The following is a 16,759-nucleotide window of genomic DNA, read 5'->3' as shown; positions in this document are numbered from 1 at the left end:
ACGGACGGCCCGCCCTTGAAAGCGGGCCGTTTGTTTATCGGATGCTTGCTCCAGAGCAGTATTGTCCGGTTACAAAGACTCAGGCTTTGCGGTACCTTGCCTGCGGGGTAATCAATAAAAAAACCGGACCGGCCACCCGCGCCGTCATGACCTTCAACCCTGATGTTGCTCGCCAATGTCAGTCAGGATTCGTGCAATGCGTTTTGTTTTGTCATCGCTGATGGTCGCAACATTCGTCTTCGTTTCAGGTTTTCAGGTCTTGTCCGCCGCCCCTCAACACGCGTTGACTGTTTACGGTGAGGCGCCGCGCTATCCGGCGAATTTCGGGCATTTCGATTACGTGAATGCCGATGCCCCGAAAGGCGGCAGCATGCGCCGCTCGGCGCAGGAAATCGGTCAGTTCGATCACATCATGCCGTACCTCGACAAAGGCACGGGCGTCGCTCAGGTCAATGGCTTGCTGTACGCGCCGCTGGCGGTCAGGTCGCTGGACGAGCCGTACACCGTGTATGGCCTGATCGCAGAGAAAATGGAGCGCGCCCCCGACGGCCTTTCATTGCGTTTCTACCTGAGCCCTAAAGCCAAATTCTCCGACGGCTCGGCCATCACCGCCGAAGACGTGCGCTATACCTATAACCTGCTGATGACCCAGGGCAGCCTGTCGTACCGCACCGAGTTTCAGGACGTTAAAGGCGTCGAAGTCGAGTCGCCGACGCAGATCCGCTTTGATTTCAAAAGCAGTGAGAGCCGCACATTGCCGCTGGACCTGGCCTCGCTGCCGGTGTTCCCAGAGCATTGGTGGAAGGACCGCGACTTTGCCAATGGCGGCGGCTTCGAGATTCCGGTAGGCAGCGGGCCGTATCGCATCGGCAAGGTCGACCCGGGGCGCAGCATCACCTTCGAACGCAACCTGGACTGGTGGGGCAAGGACCTGCCGGTCAATCGTGGCCTGTACAACTTCGATCACTTCAGCGTCGAGTATTTCGGCGACACCGACGTCGCCCGTCAGGTGCTGCGTGGTGGCGGCTATGACTACAACCGCGAATATTCTGCCACCGGTTATTCCATTGGCTATGACAGCCCGGCCTTGAGCGAGGGCCGTCTGCAACGGGCACACCTGGCCAAGGGCGCCGTGCAGAGTTCTCAAGGCTTCGTCTTCAATCTGGACCGTCCGAAATTTCAGGACCGCCGCGTGCGTCAGGCGCTGGCGCTGCTGTGGGATTTCGAATGGACCAACAAGCAGATGATGCGCAACGTTTATGTGCGCCAGAACAGCTACTTCTCCAACAGTGACCTGGCGGCGACGGCGCTGCCCACCGCATCCGAGTTGAAGATTCTCGAACCGTTGCGCGGTCAGGTGCCGCCGGAAGTATTCACCACGGTATTCCACACCCCGAAAACCGATGGCAGCGGCTTCATTCGCGACAAACAACTGCAAGCCCTGGCGCTACTCGAAGAGGCCGGATGGATGCCCCAAGGTGACAAGCTGGTCAACGCCCAGGGCGAGCCGTTGAGCTTTACCTTTCTCAACGGTCAGAGCGGCTTTGAGAAAATCCTGTTGCCGTACAAGCGCAATCTGGCGCAGATCGGCATCGATTTCGAAATCCGCCGCATCGATTCGGCGCAGTACCTGAACCGGGTCATGGCCCGGGATTACGACATGATCGTCACCGGCTACGGCGTTTCGACCTCCCCGGGCATGGAGCTGTACAACAACTTCGGCTCGAAGGTCGCCACCGATCCCGGCTCCAGCAACTACATGGTCTTGCGCGACCCGGCCGTTGACACCCTGATTGAAGGTTTGGCCAAAGCCGATAGCAAGCCGGCGATGGTCGATTACGCCCATGCCCTGGACCGTGTTCTGCAGTGGGGCTTCTACTGGATTCCCAACTATTACCCGCCCGGCTCGTCCACCGTCTGGTGGAACCGCTTCGGCATTCCCAAGGTGCAGGCCAGCAACAGTGAGGCCATCGACACCTGGTGGGAAGTCAGCCCCCAGGCACTGACCAACGAAGAGTTCGCCCAACAACGAGGCGCTTCGGCCATTCCCTCGGAGGTCAAGTAATGCTCGGCTACCTGATGAGGCGCCTGCTGCTGATCATTCCGACGCTGCTGTGCATTCTGCTGGTCAACTTTTTCATCGTGCAGGCCGCGCCCGGCGGCCCCGTTGAGCAGGCCATTGCCAAGCTTCAGGGCGTGGCCGGCGGCACCATTGGCGCCGGCCACACCGAAACCATGAACGCCGGTCAATCCCGGGCCAGTCGCGGGCTCGATCCCAAGCTCATCAAGGAAATCGAACACCAGTACGGGTTCGACAAGCCCTTGCATGAGCGTTTGTGGCTGATGCTGAAGAACTACGCGCAACTGGATTTCGGCAACAGCTTCTTTCGCGGCGCCAAGGTCACGGACCTGATCCTGCAGAAGATGCCGGTGTCCATTTCGCTGGGGTTATGGGCCACGTTGATTACCTACCTTGTGTCGATCCCCCTGGGCATCCGCAAGGCGGTCAAGCACGGCAGTCACTTTGATATCTGGAGCAGCACGGCAATCATCATCGGCTACGCAATGCCGGCCTTTCTGTTCGCCATGCTGCTGGTGGTGGTTTTCGCCGGGGGCACGTCGCTGAGCTGGTTCCCGGTGCGCGGGCTGGTGTCCGAGAACTTTGATCAACTGAGCACCCTGGGCAAGATCGCCGACTACTTCTGGCACCTGGTGTTGCCGGTGACGTCGCTGGTAATCGGCGGCTTCGCGACGCTGACCATCCTGACCAAAAACTCTTTCTTGAACGAAGTCACCCGCCAGTACGTGGTCACCGCCCGCGCCAAAGGCCTGAGCGAGCGGCGGGTCCTTTACGGCCATGTGTTCCGCAACGCCATGCTGCTGATCGTTGCCGGCATTCCCCAGGCGTTCATCAGTGTGTTCTTTGCCGGTTCGTTGATGATCGAAGTGATCTTCTCCCTAGACGGCCTCGGCCGCATGAGTTACGAAGCCGCCGTGTCACGGGATTACCCGGTGGTGTTCGGTTCGCTGTTCATCTTCACGCTGTTCGGGTTGCTGATAAAGCTGGTCGGGGACATCTGCTACACCCTGGTTGACCCCCGAATCGACTTCAGCGCGAGGAATGCGTGATGCGCAGACTGTCCCCGGTGGCTCGCCGTCGCTTCGAGCGCTTTCGCACCAACCGCCGCGGCTGGTGGTCGCTGTGGCTGTTCTGCGGGCTGTTCGTGCTCAGCCTGTGCGGCGAGCTGATTGCCAACGACAAACCCTTGGTGCTGAGTTATCAGCACCATCTGTACTTCCCCGCCTTCAAGCGTCACACCGAACAGGAATTCGGCGGCCAGCTGCCGTTTCAGCCGGACTACCGCAGCGATTACGTGCGCCAGCTGATCAGCAAGGGCGATGGCTGGATGCTGTTTCCGCCGATCCCGTTCAGCGATGACACACCCAACTATGACCTGAACAAGCCGGCGCCGAGCCCGCCCTCCTCGGTCAACTGGCTGGGTACCGACGATCAGGCCCGGGACGTGCTGGCGCGGGTCATATTCGGCGCGCGGGTGTCGATTCTGTTTGCCCTGGCGTTGACGTTTATCAGTGCGCTGATCGGCATCGCTGCCGGCGCATTGCAGGGCTATTACGGCGGCTGGGTGGATTTGCTCGGCCAACGCCTGCTGGAAGTCTGGTCCGGTCTGCCGGTGCTGTACCTGCTGATCATTCTGTCGGGCTTCGTCGAACCGAATTTCTGGTGGCTGCTGGGGATCATGGCGCTGTTTTCATGGCTGGCGCTGGTGGACGTGGTGCGCGCCGAGTTCCTGCGCGGGCGCAACCTGGAATACGTCAAAGCGGCGCGCGCGCTGGGACTGAGTGATCGCAAGGTGATCCTGCGCCACATTCTGCCCAACGCAATGAACGCGACCCTGAGCTATCTGCCTTTCATCCTGACTGGGGCGATCTCTACGCTGACTGCGCTGGATTTCCTTGGCTTCGGCATGCCCGCCGGCAGCGCGTCACTGGGCGAACTGATCGCCCAGGGCAAACAGAACCTGCAGGCGCCATGGCTGGGCTTCACGGCATTTTTCACACTGGCGCTGATACTGTCGCTGCTGGTGTTTATTGGCGAGGCCCTGCGGGATGCCTTCGACCCGAGGTCCTGAGATGTCCGAAAACCTGATCGAAATCCGTGACCTCTCGGTGTCCTTCAATGGCCACGCTGTGGTCAAGCACCTCAGCCTGGACATTCCGGCCGGCGAGTGCCTGGCACTGGTCGGCGAGTCGGGCTCGGGCAAATCGGTGACCGCCCACTCGATCCTCCAGTTGCTGCCCCAGGCCGGCACACTGAGCACCGGCAGCATTCGCTATCGCGGCAAAGAGCTGCTCGGCGCCGACGGCAACGTCATCCGAGAGCTGCGGGGCAATCAGATCGCGATGATCTTTCAGGAGCCGATGACCTCGCTGAACCCGCTGCACACGGTGTCTCGGCAAATCGGCGAGACCTTGCTGCTGCACAAGGGCCTGGCAGGCAAGGCGGCCCAGGCGCGGATTATCGAACTGCTGGAGCTGGTCGGCATTCAGCACCCGAAAAAGCGACTGAAGGCCTACCCCCATGAGTTGTCCGGCGGCCAGCGCCAGCGGGTGATGATCGCCATGGCGCTGGCCTGCGAGCCGGAACTGCTGATTGCCGATGAGCCCACCACGGCGCTGGATGTGACCGTGCAGCGCAAGATCCTCCTGCTGCTCAAACAGTTGCAGCAACGGTTGAACATGTCGCTGTTGCTGATCAGCCACGACCTGAATCTGGTGCACAGCATCGCACAGCGGGTGTGCGTGATGCGCGCCGGGGAAATCGTTGAGCAGTCCAATTGCCAGTCGCTGTTCAAGAACCCCCAACATCCCTACAGCCGCTTGCTGCTGGACGCGGAGCCGGCGGGCGAGCCGTTGCCCCGGGACACCCGCGAGAAGGTGCTGGAGGTCGATAACCTGCGCGTCTGGTTCTCCCTCGGCGGCGGGATTTTCAACCGGCACCATGAATACCTGAAAGCCGTCGATGACATCAGCCTGAGCATCGAGCGCGGCAAGACCCTGGGCATCGTCGGCGAATCCGGCTCGGGCAAGTCGACACTTGGTCAGGCCATTCTGCGCTTGCTGGAATCCCGTGGCAGTATCCGCTTCAAGGGCCATGGGCTGGACAGCCTCAACCAGAAGCAGATGCGCCCATGGCGCAAGCAGATGCAGGTGGTGTTCCAGGACCCTTACGGCAGCCTCAGCCCGCGCATGTCGGTGGCACAGATCATCAGCGAGGGCCTGGAAGTGCACAGTGACCTGGACAAGGCCAGCTGTGAGGCCGAAGTGATTCGCGCGCTGGAAGAAGTCGGCATCGACCCGTCGAGCCGGCACCGTTACCCCCATGAATTTTCCGGCGGGCAGCGGCAACGTATCGCCATTGCCCGCGCCCTTGTGCTCAAACCTGCCTTGATATTGCTCGACGAACCGACCTCCGCGCTGGATCGTACCGTGCAGAAACAGGTCGTCGCGTTGCTGCGTCAATTGCAGGAGCGACACGGCCTGACCTACCTGTTCATCAGCCACGACCTGGCCGTGGTCAAGGCGCTGGCCCATGACCTGATCGTGGTCAAGGACGGCAAAGTGGTCGAGCGCGGCGCGAGCCACGACGTGTTCGATGCGCCGCAGCATCCCTACACCCGGGAATTGCTGGCGGCGGCCCACCCCGGTTTCAATTGAAGCTCGTCCCAAACAGTAGTCTGTGCGGCCAGATGCCGAGGAACAGGAAGGATGGAACCGCACATGAACAACAATGAAACCCTGAAGGATTACCGGCGCGTTCGGCGACTGGCAATCCGTTCGCTGTTCGAGATCATCGAGCAGTCCAGTGAAGGCACGGTCATCGTTGACCGCGACGCCCGCATTGTCTGGATCAATGAACGCTACGCGCGCCGCTTTGGCCTGGAAGACCCCAGTCGCGCGGTCGGTCAACCCTGTGAGCAGGTGATTCCCGGTAGCCTGCTGCGGCAGGTAGCGAGTAACGGTCAGCCGATTTTGCTGGACATGATGGACACGGCGAAGGACCCGCTGGTGGTCATGCGCCTGCCGATCCACGACGATGGCGGCGCGGTGATCGGTGCCATCGGTTTCGCGCTGTTCGACGAGCTTCAGGCCTTGTCGCCGCTGCTCAAGCGCTATTCCAGCATGCAGCAGGAACTGGCTTCGACCCGCTCGCTGCTGCGCGCACGCCAGGCCAAATACAGTTTTGCTCACTTCATTGGCACCAGCGCCGCCAGCCTGGAAGTCAAACGCCGCGCACGGCGCAGCGCCAGTACCGATTCCCCGGTGTTGCTGCTCGGTGAAACCGGCACTGGCAAGGAACTGCTCGCCCATGCCGTGCACAACAGCTCGCCGCGGGCACACAAACCCTTTATCAGCATCAACAGCGCGGCGATTCCCGAGGCGTTGCTGGAGGCGGAGTTCTTCGGCACGGCCCCGGGTGCGTTCACCGGTGCCGACCGCAAGGGGCGCAACGGCAAATTGCACCTGGCCGAGGGCGGCACGCTGTTTCTCGACGAAATCGGCGACATGCCGCTGCCGCTGCAGAGCAAGCTGCTGCGCGTGCTGCAGGAAAAAGAGTACGAGCCGGTGGGCTCCAACGTGATGATCAAAAGCGATGTACGCGTGATCGCCGCGACTTCCACCGACCTTGAAGCGGCGATCAAGCGTGGCGAGTTTCGCGCCGACCTGTATTACCGGCTGAGTGTATTGCCCATAAAAGTGCCGCCATTGCGCGAGCGTCTGGATGACATTCCAGCGCTGGCCGAAGCGATTCTCGAGGACCTCCACAGCCATCACGAACTGGCGCCCGCTGCTGTGGTGGCCCTCGCTCAACACGCCTGGCCGGGCAATATCCGCGAGCTGCGCAACGTGCTGGAGCGTGCCGCGCTGCTCAGCGACGATTTGCAGCTCAGCCCCGCCGACATCCTTGCCGCCATCGGCACGCTGGTGCCGGTCGCCAGCCCGCCGGTGGCGGCGTGGTCAGCGTCCAATGACCAGACCTACAGCGAGGCGCGGCGCCATTTCGATCGGGAGCTGATCCAGGCGAAGCTGGCGCACTGTGCGGGCAACGTGATTCTCGCGGCGCAGCAGCTGGGGTTGGGGCGTTCGACGTTGTACAAGAAGATGGCCGCGCTGGGTATTGCCGAATCTCAATAAAGAGACGGGCTGTCTACCTTCCGGGAGAACGGGAAAAAATGCGCGTTCCAGAGCGGTTGCGATGAAAGACCGTTAACTCTTGTGAGCCCGTGTCCCCGCCATAGCAGTCTCATAATCGGGACATACGAGATTCCGACCCAAAACATTTCAGCCTAAAGCACTTTGAAATCAGCCACTTAGCGTAATGGCATGAAAGTAGCTATACCTCCTGTTGCGCGGCCTTGCCGCACCCAAAACAAAAACAACAGGAGACACTCGATGAGTGTGATCATCGCTTTAGCGGCGCTTACGCTGCTGATGCTGGCCGCCTACCGAGGTTACAGCGTCATTCTCTTTGCGCCCATCGCGGCCCTCGGCGCCGTACTGCTCACCGATCCCTCTGCCGTAGCGCCCGCCTTCACCGGCGTGTTCATGGACAAGATGGTCGGCTTCGTCAAACTCTACTTCCCGGTGTTTCTGCTGGGCGCCGTGTTCGGCAAGCTGATCGAGCTGTCGGGATTCTCGCGCTCCATCGTCGCGGCTGCCATTCGCCTGCTGGGTACACGCCAGGCGATGCTGGTGATCGTGCTGGTCTGCGCGCTGCTGACCTACGGCGGCGTGTCGTTGTTCGTGGTGGTGTTTGCGGTCTACCCGTTCGCCGCCGAGATGTTCCGCCAGAGCAACATTCCCAAGCGCCTGATTCCGGCGACCATCGCCCTGGGCGCATTCTCGTTCACCATGGACGCCCTGCCCGGCACGCCGCAAATCCAGAACATCATCCCGTCGACCTTCTTCAACACCACGGCGTGGGCTGCGCCGTGGCTGGGTCTGATCGGCACGGCGTTCGTGTTCAGCGCCGGCATGCTGTTTCTGCAGCGCCAGCGCAACCGGGCTCAACGCGCCGGCGAAGGCTACGGCACCGAATTGCGCAATGAGCCGGACACTCCGGATGACATCGCGCTGCCCAACCCGTGGATTGCGCTGGCGCCGCTGTTGCTGGTCGGGATCATGAACCTGCTGTTCACCCAGTGGATTCCCCAGTGGTACGGCAAGACACACACCCTGGCGCTGCCGGGCATGGTCACGCCGGTGCAGACCGACATCGCCAAAATCACCGCGATCTGGGCGGTGGAAGCGGCGCTGCTTGTGGGGATTGTGTTTGTGCTGTTGTTCGCCTTCAGCACGGTGAAATCCAAGCTGGCCGAAGGCAGCAAGGGTGCAGTCAGCGGTGCACTGCTAGCGGCGATGAACACGGCGTCGGAATACGGTTTTGGTGCGGTGATCGCTTCGTTGCCCGGATTCCTGGTGCTGGCCGACGGGCTCAAAAGCATTCCCAATCCCTTGGTCAACGAAGCGATTACCGTGACCCTGCTCGCCGGGATCACCGGGTCGGCGTCCGGAGGCATGAGCATCGCCTTGGCGGCGATGTCCGACAGCTTTATCGCGGCGGCCCACGCGGCGAACATTCCGCTGGAGGTGTTGCACCGCGTCGCGGCCATGGCCAGCGGCGGTATGGACACGCTGCCGCACAACGGCGCGGTCATCACCCTGCTGGCGGTCACCGGCCTGACCCACCGCGAGGCCTATAAGGACATCTTCGGCATCACGATCATCAAGACACTGGCGGTGTTTGTGGTGATCGGCGTTTTCTATGCAACCGGCATCGTATGAGGAATTGAACATGAGTCTGCAAGGCAAAACCGCACTGGTCACCGGCTCCACCAGCGGCATCGGCCTGGGCATCGCGCTGACGCTGGCCAAGGCCGGCGCAAATCTGGTGCTGAACGGCTTCGGCGATGCGTCGGCAGTGATCGAACAGGTCAAACAGTACGGCGGGAAGGTCGGCCATCATCCCGCGGACGTCAGTGATGTGGCGCAGATCGCCGACATGATTGCCTATGCCGAACGCGAATTCGGCGGCGTCGACATTCTGGTCAACAACGCGGGTATTCAGCACGTCGACGCGGTGGAGGATTTTCCGGTGGAGCGCTGGGACCAGATCATCGCCATCAACCTGTCGTCGGTGTTTCACAGCACGCGGTTGTGCCTGCCGGGGATGCGTGCCAAGGGCTGGGGCCGCATCGTGAACATTGCCTCGGTGCACGGCCTGGTGGGTTCGACGGGCAAGGCGGCGTATGTGGCCGCCAAGCACGGCGTCATTGGTCTGACCAAGGTGGTCGGCCTGGAAACCGCTGCCAGCAATGTCACCTGCAACGCTATCTGCCCGGGCTGGGTGCTGACGCCGCTGGTGCAGAAGCAGATCGATGATCGCGCCGCTGTGACGGGCGACCTGGAACAGGCGAAGCATGACTTGCTGGCGGAGAAGCAGCCGTCGCTGGAATTCGTGACCCCTTCGCAGCTGGGTGAGCTGACGTTGTTTCTGTGCAGTGAAGCCGGGGCGCAGGTGCGGGGCGCGGCGTGGAATATCGATGGCGGATGGCTGGCGCGATAAGAGCGGCAAGCCCTGTAGGACTGGCTTTAGCCGGGAAAGCGTCGGTGGCTTCACTTCTAAATGTGTGTTGCTCAAACCGGCCTCTTCCCGGCTGAAGCCGGTCCCACTGAAAAGGCATGCGTGCAGCCGTCGAAATGGCTGCAGGCTCGCCATTCGTCCCGTTGAAGCCGGTCCCACCAGGGCACGCGGACATTTGTGGGACCGGCTTTAGCCGGGAAGGCGTCGGTGATGACACCGCAAAATCATCGACGAGAAAACCTCAACTCCCTGGCTCGTCCCGCTCGTCCACCAGACCCCAATCCTTCACATTCACCTGCGCGGCAGGCTGAGGCGCGCGGGGCGCAGTGGCAATCGTGGATGGCCCGTCTTCGCTGTGCAATTTCAACCGCAGGCGCACGTTGTTGGCCGAATCCGCATTCTTCAGAGCTTCGTCTTCGGTGATCGCGCCCTCCACGGCCAGGTCATACAGCGCGTTGTCAAAGGTCTGCATGCCCAGGTTGGTGGACTTTTCCATGATGCCCTTGAGTTCGGTCAATTCGTTGCGGTGGATCAGGTCACGAATCGTCGGCGTACCGAGCATCACCTCCACCGCCGCACGGCGCTTGCCGTCGGTGGTCTTGACCAGCCGCTGGGAGACGAACGCCTTGAGGTTGTTGCCCAGGTCATGCAATAGCTGAGGACGGCGCTCTTCGGGGAAGAAATTAATGATGCGGTCCAGCGCCTGGTTGGCGTTGTTGGCGTGCAGGGTCGAGATCGCCAGGTGGCCGGTGTCGGCAAACGCCAGGGCGTGCTCCATGGTCTCGCGGTCGCGGATCTCGCCGATCAGAATCACGTCCGGCGCCTGACGCAGCGTGTTTTTCAGCGCCGCGTGGAAGCTTCGCGTATCGACGCCCACTTCGCGCTGGTTGATGATCGAGCGCTTGTGTTTGTGGATGAACTCCACCGGGTCTTCGATGGTAATGATGTGGCCGCTGGCGTGACGGTTGCGGTGGTCGATCAGCGCGGCCAGCGACGTCGATTTACCCGAACCTGTGGCGCCGACGAACAGCACCAGACCGTGCTTCTCCATGATCACATCGAGCAGGATCGGCGGCAGGTGCAGGTCTTCGAATTTGGGGATGTCGAGCTTGATGTTGCGCGCCACGATCGACACTTCGTTGCGCTGCTTGAAGATATTGATCCTGAATCGCCCGACACCGGACAGGGAAAACGCCAGGTTCATTTCCAGCTCGCGCTCGAAATCCACGCGCTGCTCGGCGTCCATGATGCCGTTGGCGATCAACGCGACGTCACCGGGCTTGAACGCTTCAGTACCCAGCGGCTTGAGTACGCCGTTGAACTTGGCGCAAGGGGGCGCGCCGGTGGACAGGTAGAGGTCCGATCCATCCTGGGTGGCAAGCACTTTCAACAACGCCGGAAAATCCATAAGGCAACACCACACAAGAGATTTGAGGAGACAGCAGGCCTACAGTGTGTCGACCGTCGACCGGTTTCAACGTTCGGGCTGTTTAACTGGCCCTGGCAGGCCTGTCCTGGCGCCGAGACACACGTTTGTCCGGTCAAGGTGTGGGAAATTACCCGAAATCGCGCAGCAAAGGCATAATGCGCGGCTTTTTTATCGAGACTTCCGGTGCATCATGAAAGCCCAAGCCCGCCACATCCTGGTCAAGACCGCTGAAGAAGCCGAGCAACTGAAGCAGCGCATTGCCAAGGGCGAAGCCTTTGACGTGCTGGCGAAGAAGTATTCGACGTGCCCGAGCGGCAAGCGCGGCGGCGACCTGGGTGAGGTACGGCCGGGTCAGATGGTCGGCGCGATTGACCAGGTGATCTTCAAAAAGCCGTTGCGGACCGTGCATGGTCCGGTCAAAAGCAAGTTCGGGTATCACTTGGTGCAGGTGTTTTATCGCGATTGAGGGGTACAGCCGCAACCCTTGCAGCGATCTCACGGTCCCCTTCCCGGCTGAAGCCGGTCCCACTACAGCATGGCGTGCATTCAGTGGGATGGGTGGTGAGGGCCAACTGAAGAAACGCGGACCCCTTGTGGGACCGGCTTTAGCCGGGAAGAGGCCCGAATGCACACCCTCGATTTCGCGGTGTGACACATGACGCCTTCCCGGCTAAAGCCGGTCCCACAGAGTACGCGTGGGCACAATGAGCTGCTTCAGACCGGCATCACACTCCTCGGTATCAACGCCCCCGGGTGCTGAATCACCAGGCTTGCCAACTGATGTCCGGCGTTGGCCGCATCTTTCGGACCGCCGCCGCGCAGACGCCGGGCCAGATAGGCCGCGCTAAACGAATCCCCCGCTGCCGTGGTGTCGATGACTTTCTGCACGGTATGCGCAGGCACTTCATAACGTCGGTCGTCGACACTGACCAGACAGCTCTGCGCACCGCGCTTGACCACCACCTCGCTGACGCCCAGGTCCCGATAGGTCTGCAAAATCTGCTCGCCGTCGGTGTAGTCGAACAGCGCCTGCTCGTCCTCCTCGGTCAGCAGCGCCAGATCGACTTCGTGCATGACAGCACGATAAGCCTGCCGCGCTTGCTCAACGCTGCGCCACAAGCGCGGACGGTAATTGTTGTCGAACACCACCCGCGCCCCTCGGTCCCGGGCATCGCCAAGGGTCGACAACAGCCGCGCCCTGCCCGTTTCACCCAGCACCGCCAAGGTGATGCCGCTGAAATACAGCACGTCGTAATCCGGCAGCGCGGCCAGCACCGGCTCGGCCGCCGGGGTGGTAAAGCATTCGCGCACGGCTGCCTCGTTGCGCCAGTACAGGAAGCGCCGCTCGCCATTGGCGTCGGTCTGAATGCAATACAGACCCGGCAGTCGCCCCGGCAAGCGCTGTACCCGACTCAGGCCAATGCCCTCTTGCGTCCAGACCTGGCACATGGCGTCGCTGAAACTGTCGTCGCCCAGCGCCGTGACGTAATCCACCTGCGCCGCCGAACCCAGCAAGCGCGACAGGTACACCGCGGTGTTCAGCGTGTCGCCGCCGAAGCTCTGCTTGAGCGTGCCGTTGGCGTGCTGTTGCAACTCGATCATGCATTCGCCGATCAGGGCGACGCGGGGATAGCTGTGACTGACCATTTCACTCATTGCAAACTCCTGTCAGAAGCAGGTATCGAAGGATTCGATGACGCGCAGGTCATCGCCGACCAAGCACCCCGTGCGCCATTTGTCGAAGGTCAGGCACGGGTGCGAAGTGCCAAACGAAATGATATCGCCAACCTTCAACTCGCAGCCCGGCGCAACCGTCATGAACGCGTGCTGGTCCATCACTGCCGTCACTGTGCACGCGCTGACATCCTCGCCACTGGCTGGCATGACGCCCGTGCCCGCGTCTGGTGAATACCGTTTGATCGGGTTGGGCATGCCGGCGTCAAACGCCACGTCGCGCTTGCCCATGGCAATCACCGCAAAGCCCGGCTCGGGCATCGACTGCACGTGGGCCCAGACTTCCATCGCCGGGCGCAAGCCCTCGCTCAGGTCGTGCCGTCGGTCGAGCACGCAGCACTGCGCGTCTTTGTAGATGCCGTGGTCGTGAACCACGTAACTGCCGGGCCGCAACACGCTGAGGAAACGCTCGCGCACCTGCTGCTTGTCGAATTCCTCGGCAATCAGGTCGTACCAGGCCGAACCCGAGGCCGTGACAATCGGCCGCTCCAGCGCAAACGCGCCCTTGTCCTGCAGCGTGACGGCCAGCCGTACCAGCGACGTGGCGAACGCGCGAATGCCGCTCACGGCCTGTTCGCCATGGATCACGCCTTCGTAGCCCTCAATACCGGTCAGCTTCAGCGCCGGTTGTGCAGCAATCGCGTCGGCCAGGGCCATGACCTCGGTTTCACTGCGGCAGCCGCAACGTCCGCCGACCACACCGTACTCGATCATCACATTCAGGTTCAGGCCCTTGGCGGCGAAGAACTCGCCCAGCGCCTTGACGTTGTCCGGATGATCAACCATGCAATGAAAGTCGAACATCCCGTCAGAGAGCATCTCGGCGATGATCGCCATGTTCGGCGCGCCGACCAGTTGATTGGCCATCAGCACTCGACGCACGCCATGGGCGTAGGCCGCGCGGGTCTGCACCGCCGTGGCAAGGGTCATGCCCCACGCGCCGTGCTGCAATTGCCGGAGAAACAGCGCCGGGACCATGCTGGTCTTGCCATGGGGTGCCAGTTCGGCGCCGCTGTCGCTGACGAACTTCTGCATCCAGCGCAGGTTGTGCTCCAGCGCCGTGTCGTGGATGACCAGCGCGGGCAGGCTGACGTCGCGCACCAAGTGGTCGCCGGGTTGCGTGGCGCCCTTTTCAATCGCGGCAATGCTCATCTCTGTTCTCCTGAATTTTTTGTTCGTGTGTACGGCAACGCTATTCGATGACGCGCCGGGCCAGGCCGTTGGCGCTGTCGATCAACACGCGACGGTAATGATCGTAGTGGGCCGTGGCATCGGCCCGCGGGGCGACGATGCACAGGGTCGCAATGCAGATGCCCTGTTTGTCCCGCACGGGTGCGGCGAAGCAATGGGTGAAGGTGTCGGCGATGCTGTCGAAGGAAAAGAAGCCTTCGTCATGGGCCTTGCGGATCTCGGCCAAGAACGTCTCGATCGGCAGGCGCTTGCCGTCCGGCAGGATGAAATCCTCGTCGTCGATCAGGTCGACGATCGCCTGATCGGTGAGGTGCCCGAGCAGCAGACGGCCCGAAGCGGTCCACGGGATGGGCGCGTCCTCGCCGATGTCCGACGAAATACGGAAATGCCGCGCGCCCTCTTTCATCAGCGCGACGGTGTATTTGCGGCCATTGAGCAGGCACATCTGCGCGGTTTCCCGGGTCTGCTCGACGATTTCACCCAGGCTGACTTCGGCCTCGCGGGTGAAGTCGAAATGGCGCAGATGCGCCTGCCCAAGGAAGTACAACTGCCGGCCCAGGTACACGTGGCCGTCCTTGCCGACGGTCTCGAGGATGCGCCGTTCCAGCAGCGAACTGACCAGCTCATACACCGTCGATTTCGGGCTGCCGATGCCGCTGGCGATCTCGTTGGGCCGCAACGGCGTGCCGGTTTCCTTGAGAAAATCCAGAATATCGAACGCCCGGTCTAAACCACGGGCCCGGCGTTTGATGGTGTCTTCGGTCATAGGAGCAGCTCCAGGCTAAAAGGAAGTTTCAAGCTGCAAGCTTCAAGCGGCAAGTGTTGCATCAGCGCTCTGCCGGCTTGCAGCTTAAAGCTTGCCGCTGCTACCTACTTCTTCTTGTAGGCAATGCAGTCGATCTCGACTTTGCAGTCGACCATCATGTTGGCCTGCACGCAGGCACGGGCCGGTGCGTGCTCCGGGGAGAAGTACTCGCCGAAAACCTTGTTGAAGCTCCAGAAATCACGCGGGTCTTCCAGCCACACGCCGACGCGCACAACGTCTTCCAGGCCATAACCGGCCTCGGTCAGAATCGCCACCAGGTTCTGCATGGTCTTGTGGGTTTGCTCGACGATCCCGCCGTTGATGATCTCACCGTTTTCGGCCGGCACCTGACCCGACACATGCAGCCAGCCATCGGCTTCGACGGCCCGGGCGAATGGACGTGGCTGGCCGCCACCTGCGGTACTGCCGGCGCCGTAACGAGTAATGCTCATGAAAATCTCCTTTGATCGAGCGTCTTAAAAACGAATGTTCTTGAGGAATTCAGCCAGACGCGCTGACTTGGGTTGTTCGAATAATGCCTTGGGCGGGCCCTGCTCTTCGATGCGGCCCTGGTTCATGAACACGATCTGATCGGACACCTCATAGGCGAAGCGCATCTCGTGGGTCACCAGCAACATGGTCATGCCCTCTTCCGCCAGGCCCTTGATCACGCTGAGCACCTCGCCGACCAGTTCCGGATCGAGCGCCGACGTGACTTCATCGAACAGCATCAGGCTCGGGTTCATCGCAATGGCCCGGGCAATCGCCACCCGCTGCTGCTGGCCGCCGGACAACTGACCGGGAAAGTGATTGCGCCGCTCCAGCAGGCCGACGCGCTCCAGCCACTTTTCGGCCAGCGCGATAGCTTGATCCTTGGGTAGCTTTTTCACTTTGAGCAGGCCGAGGGTGACGTTCTGCAGGGCGGTCAGGTGCGGGAACAGGTTGAACTGCTGAAACGCCATCCCGGTCATCGCCCGGTGCTGCGCAATCAGCTTCTCCGGATGGCGCACACGCTTGCCGCTGACGTCGCTGTAGCCGATGTCCTGACCTTCGAGACGAATGTGGCCGCCCTGAAACTCTTCCAGCAGATTGACGCACCGCAGCAGCGTGGTTTTGCCCGAGCCGCTGGAGCCGATCAACGTGACCACGTTGCCTTTGTTCATCTTCAGGTCGACGCCCTTGAGCACTTCGACCGGGCCATAGGATTTGTGCAGCCCTTCGATGCTCAACAGAGCCGGGGCGGCAGGTGCGGTTTGAGTCTGTGTCATGGCAAGGCCACCCGTTTTTCGATTTGCCGCCCAAGAAGCTCGATGGCGTAGTTGATGACGAAGAAGAGAAAGCCGGCGAACAGGTAAAACTCAAGGGTCATGAAGTTACGCGCGATGACCTGCTGAGTGCTGAGCAGCAGCTCGGCCACGCCGATCACCGAGAGCAGTGTCGAGGCCTTGACGATCTCCGTCGACGAATTGACCCAGGTCGGCAATATCTGCCGCAACGCTTGAGGCAACAGCACATAACTGAGGGACTGGGGAAACGTCAGGCCGATGGCCTTGCCCGCCTCCAGTTGCCCGCGCGGGATGGCCTGCAACGCGCCGCGCACGATCTCTGCCACGTGGGAGCCGCAAAACAGCGTCAGCCCCAGCGCACCGGCCTGGAACGCGCCGATCTGCCAGCCCAGCGCCGGTGCCATGTAAAAGCAGGCCAGCACCAGGACAAACACGGGCGTGCCGCGAATCAGATCGACGTAGGCGCGAAACGGCAGGCGCGCCCACCATTTGCCGTAGGTCAGGATCAGCCCGGCGAACACGCCAATCACTGTCCCGAACACGATCGCCAGGCCCGCGCACTGCACGCTGGTGAGAAACCCCGCCCACAGCGCCTCCCGGGCGATCCACAATTCATGCAACCAACTGGGTTGTTCGTACATGCTCCGGGC

Annotated in this window: 15 protein-coding genes; 8 read left to right on the top strand and 7 right to left on the bottom strand. The window is 61.6% G+C overall.

Annotated elements, in window-relative coordinates; all coding sequences use genetic code 11:
* Positions 1–196 precede the first annotated feature (196 nt).
* The 7 genes from ACYAR8_RS05540 to ACYAR8_RS05510 all read left to right on the top strand — a co-directional run bounded on the left by ACYAR8_RS05540 (position 197) and on the right by ACYAR8_RS05510 (position 9,646).
* Complete coding sequence (locus ACYAR8_RS05540) at positions 197–2,065, top strand: extracellular solute-binding protein (RefSeq protein WP_074883103.1); 1,869 nt, start codon at positions 197–199, stop codon at positions 2,063–2,065.
* Positions 2,065–3,129 (top strand): microcin C ABC transporter permease YejB, encoded by a 1,065-nt coding sequence (locus ACYAR8_RS05535; RefSeq protein ID WP_065990438.1) that lies wholly within the window; start codon positions 2,065–2,067, stop codon positions 3,127–3,129. The genes ACYAR8_RS05540 and ACYAR8_RS05535 overlap by 1 nt, the downstream gene beginning before the upstream one ends.
* Positions 3,129–4,151, top strand: a complete 1,023-nt coding sequence (locus tag ACYAR8_RS05530) for an ABC transporter permease (protein ID WP_463579299.1) — start codon at positions 3,129–3,131, stop codon at positions 4,149–4,151. The genes ACYAR8_RS05535 and ACYAR8_RS05530 overlap by 1 nt, the downstream gene beginning before the upstream one ends.
* 1 nt (position 4,152) lies before the next feature.
* Positions 4,153–5,736 (top strand): ABC transporter ATP-binding protein, encoded by a 1,584-nt coding sequence (locus tag ACYAR8_RS05525; protein WP_463579298.1) that lies wholly within the window; start codon positions 4,153–4,155, stop codon positions 5,734–5,736.
* Between the two features lie 63 nt (positions 5,737–5,799).
* Positions 5,800–7,215: a sigma-54 interaction domain-containing protein gene (locus ACYAR8_RS05520; RefSeq protein ID WP_463579297.1), complete on the top strand. Its 1,416-nt coding sequence runs from the start codon at positions 5,800–5,802 to the stop codon at positions 7,213–7,215.
* A 258-nt stretch (positions 7,216–7,473) separates the two neighbouring features.
* The gene (locus ACYAR8_RS05515) at positions 7,474–8,865 is read left to right on the top strand and encodes a GntP family permease (protein WP_463579296.1); all 1,392 of its coding nucleotides are present in this window, start codon (positions 7,474–7,476) and stop codon (positions 8,863–8,865) included.
* 10 nt (positions 8,866–8,875) lie between these two features.
* Positions 8,876–9,646 (top strand): 3-hydroxybutyrate dehydrogenase, encoded by a 771-nt coding sequence (locus ACYAR8_RS05510; protein ID WP_463579295.1) that lies wholly within the window; start codon positions 8,876–8,878, stop codon positions 9,644–9,646.
* Positions 9,647–9,905: 259 nt separating this feature from the next.
* On the opposite strand, the gene ACYAR8_RS05505 is transcribed toward ACYAR8_RS05510, so the two are convergent.
* On the bottom strand, positions 9,906–11,072 hold the full coding sequence (locus ACYAR8_RS05505) for a PilT/PilU family type 4a pilus ATPase (RefSeq protein WP_463579294.1): 1,167 nt from the start codon (positions 11,070–11,072) through the stop codon (positions 9,906–9,908).
* 211 nt (positions 11,073–11,283) lie between these two features.
* Here ACYAR8_RS05505 and ACYAR8_RS05500 point away from each other — a divergent pair, with 211 nt between their 5' ends.
* Positions 11,284–11,559, top strand: coding sequence for a peptidylprolyl isomerase (locus ACYAR8_RS05500; protein WP_037009819.1), 276 nt, complete (start codon positions 11,284–11,286; stop codon positions 11,557–11,559).
* 248 nt (positions 11,560–11,807) lie between these two features.
* Here ACYAR8_RS05500 and kdgK read toward each other — a convergent pair whose 3' ends face one another.
* The 6 genes from kdgK to ACYAR8_RS05470 all read right to left on the bottom strand — a co-directional run bounded on the left by kdgK (position 11,808) and on the right by ACYAR8_RS05470 (position 16,750).
* Positions 11,808–12,749 carry a 2-dehydro-3-deoxygluconokinase gene (kdgK, locus tag ACYAR8_RS05495; RefSeq protein WP_463579293.1) on the bottom strand — a complete coding sequence of 314 codons (942 nt, stop codon included), beginning with the start codon at positions 12,747–12,749 and terminating at the stop codon, positions 11,808–11,810.
* Between the two features lie 12 nt (positions 12,750–12,761).
* Positions 12,762–13,979, bottom strand: a complete 1,218-nt coding sequence (locus tag ACYAR8_RS05490; RefSeq protein ID WP_463579292.1) for an amino acid deaminase — start codon at positions 13,977–13,979, stop codon at positions 12,762–12,764.
* A gap of 40 nt (positions 13,980–14,019) precedes the next feature.
* On the bottom strand, positions 14,020–14,784 hold the full coding sequence (locus tag ACYAR8_RS05485; protein ID WP_108119373.1) for an IclR family transcriptional regulator: 765 nt from the start codon (positions 14,782–14,784) through the stop codon (positions 14,020–14,022).
* A 104-nt stretch (positions 14,785–14,888) separates the two neighbouring features.
* On the bottom strand, positions 14,889–15,275 hold the full coding sequence (locus tag ACYAR8_RS05480; RefSeq protein ID WP_074883073.1) for a RidA family protein: 387 nt from the start codon (positions 15,273–15,275) through the stop codon (positions 14,889–14,891).
* A gap of 24 nt (positions 15,276–15,299) precedes the next feature.
* Positions 15,300–16,091: an amino acid ABC transporter ATP-binding protein gene (locus ACYAR8_RS05475; RefSeq protein ID WP_108119374.1), complete on the bottom strand. Its 792-nt coding sequence runs from the start codon at positions 16,089–16,091 to the stop codon at positions 15,300–15,302.
* Positions 16,088–16,750: an amino acid ABC transporter permease gene (locus ACYAR8_RS05470; RefSeq protein ID WP_074883069.1), complete on the bottom strand. Its 663-nt coding sequence runs from the start codon at positions 16,748–16,750 to the stop codon at positions 16,088–16,090. Before ACYAR8_RS05470 ends, ACYAR8_RS05475 begins: the two co-directional genes overlap by 4 nt.
* Between the last annotated feature and the right edge of the window lie 9 nt (positions 16,751–16,759).

This window comes from Pseudomonas sp. HP_01, assembly GCF_055284355.1.
This window is presented reverse-complemented; position numbering and strand designations above follow the sequence as displayed.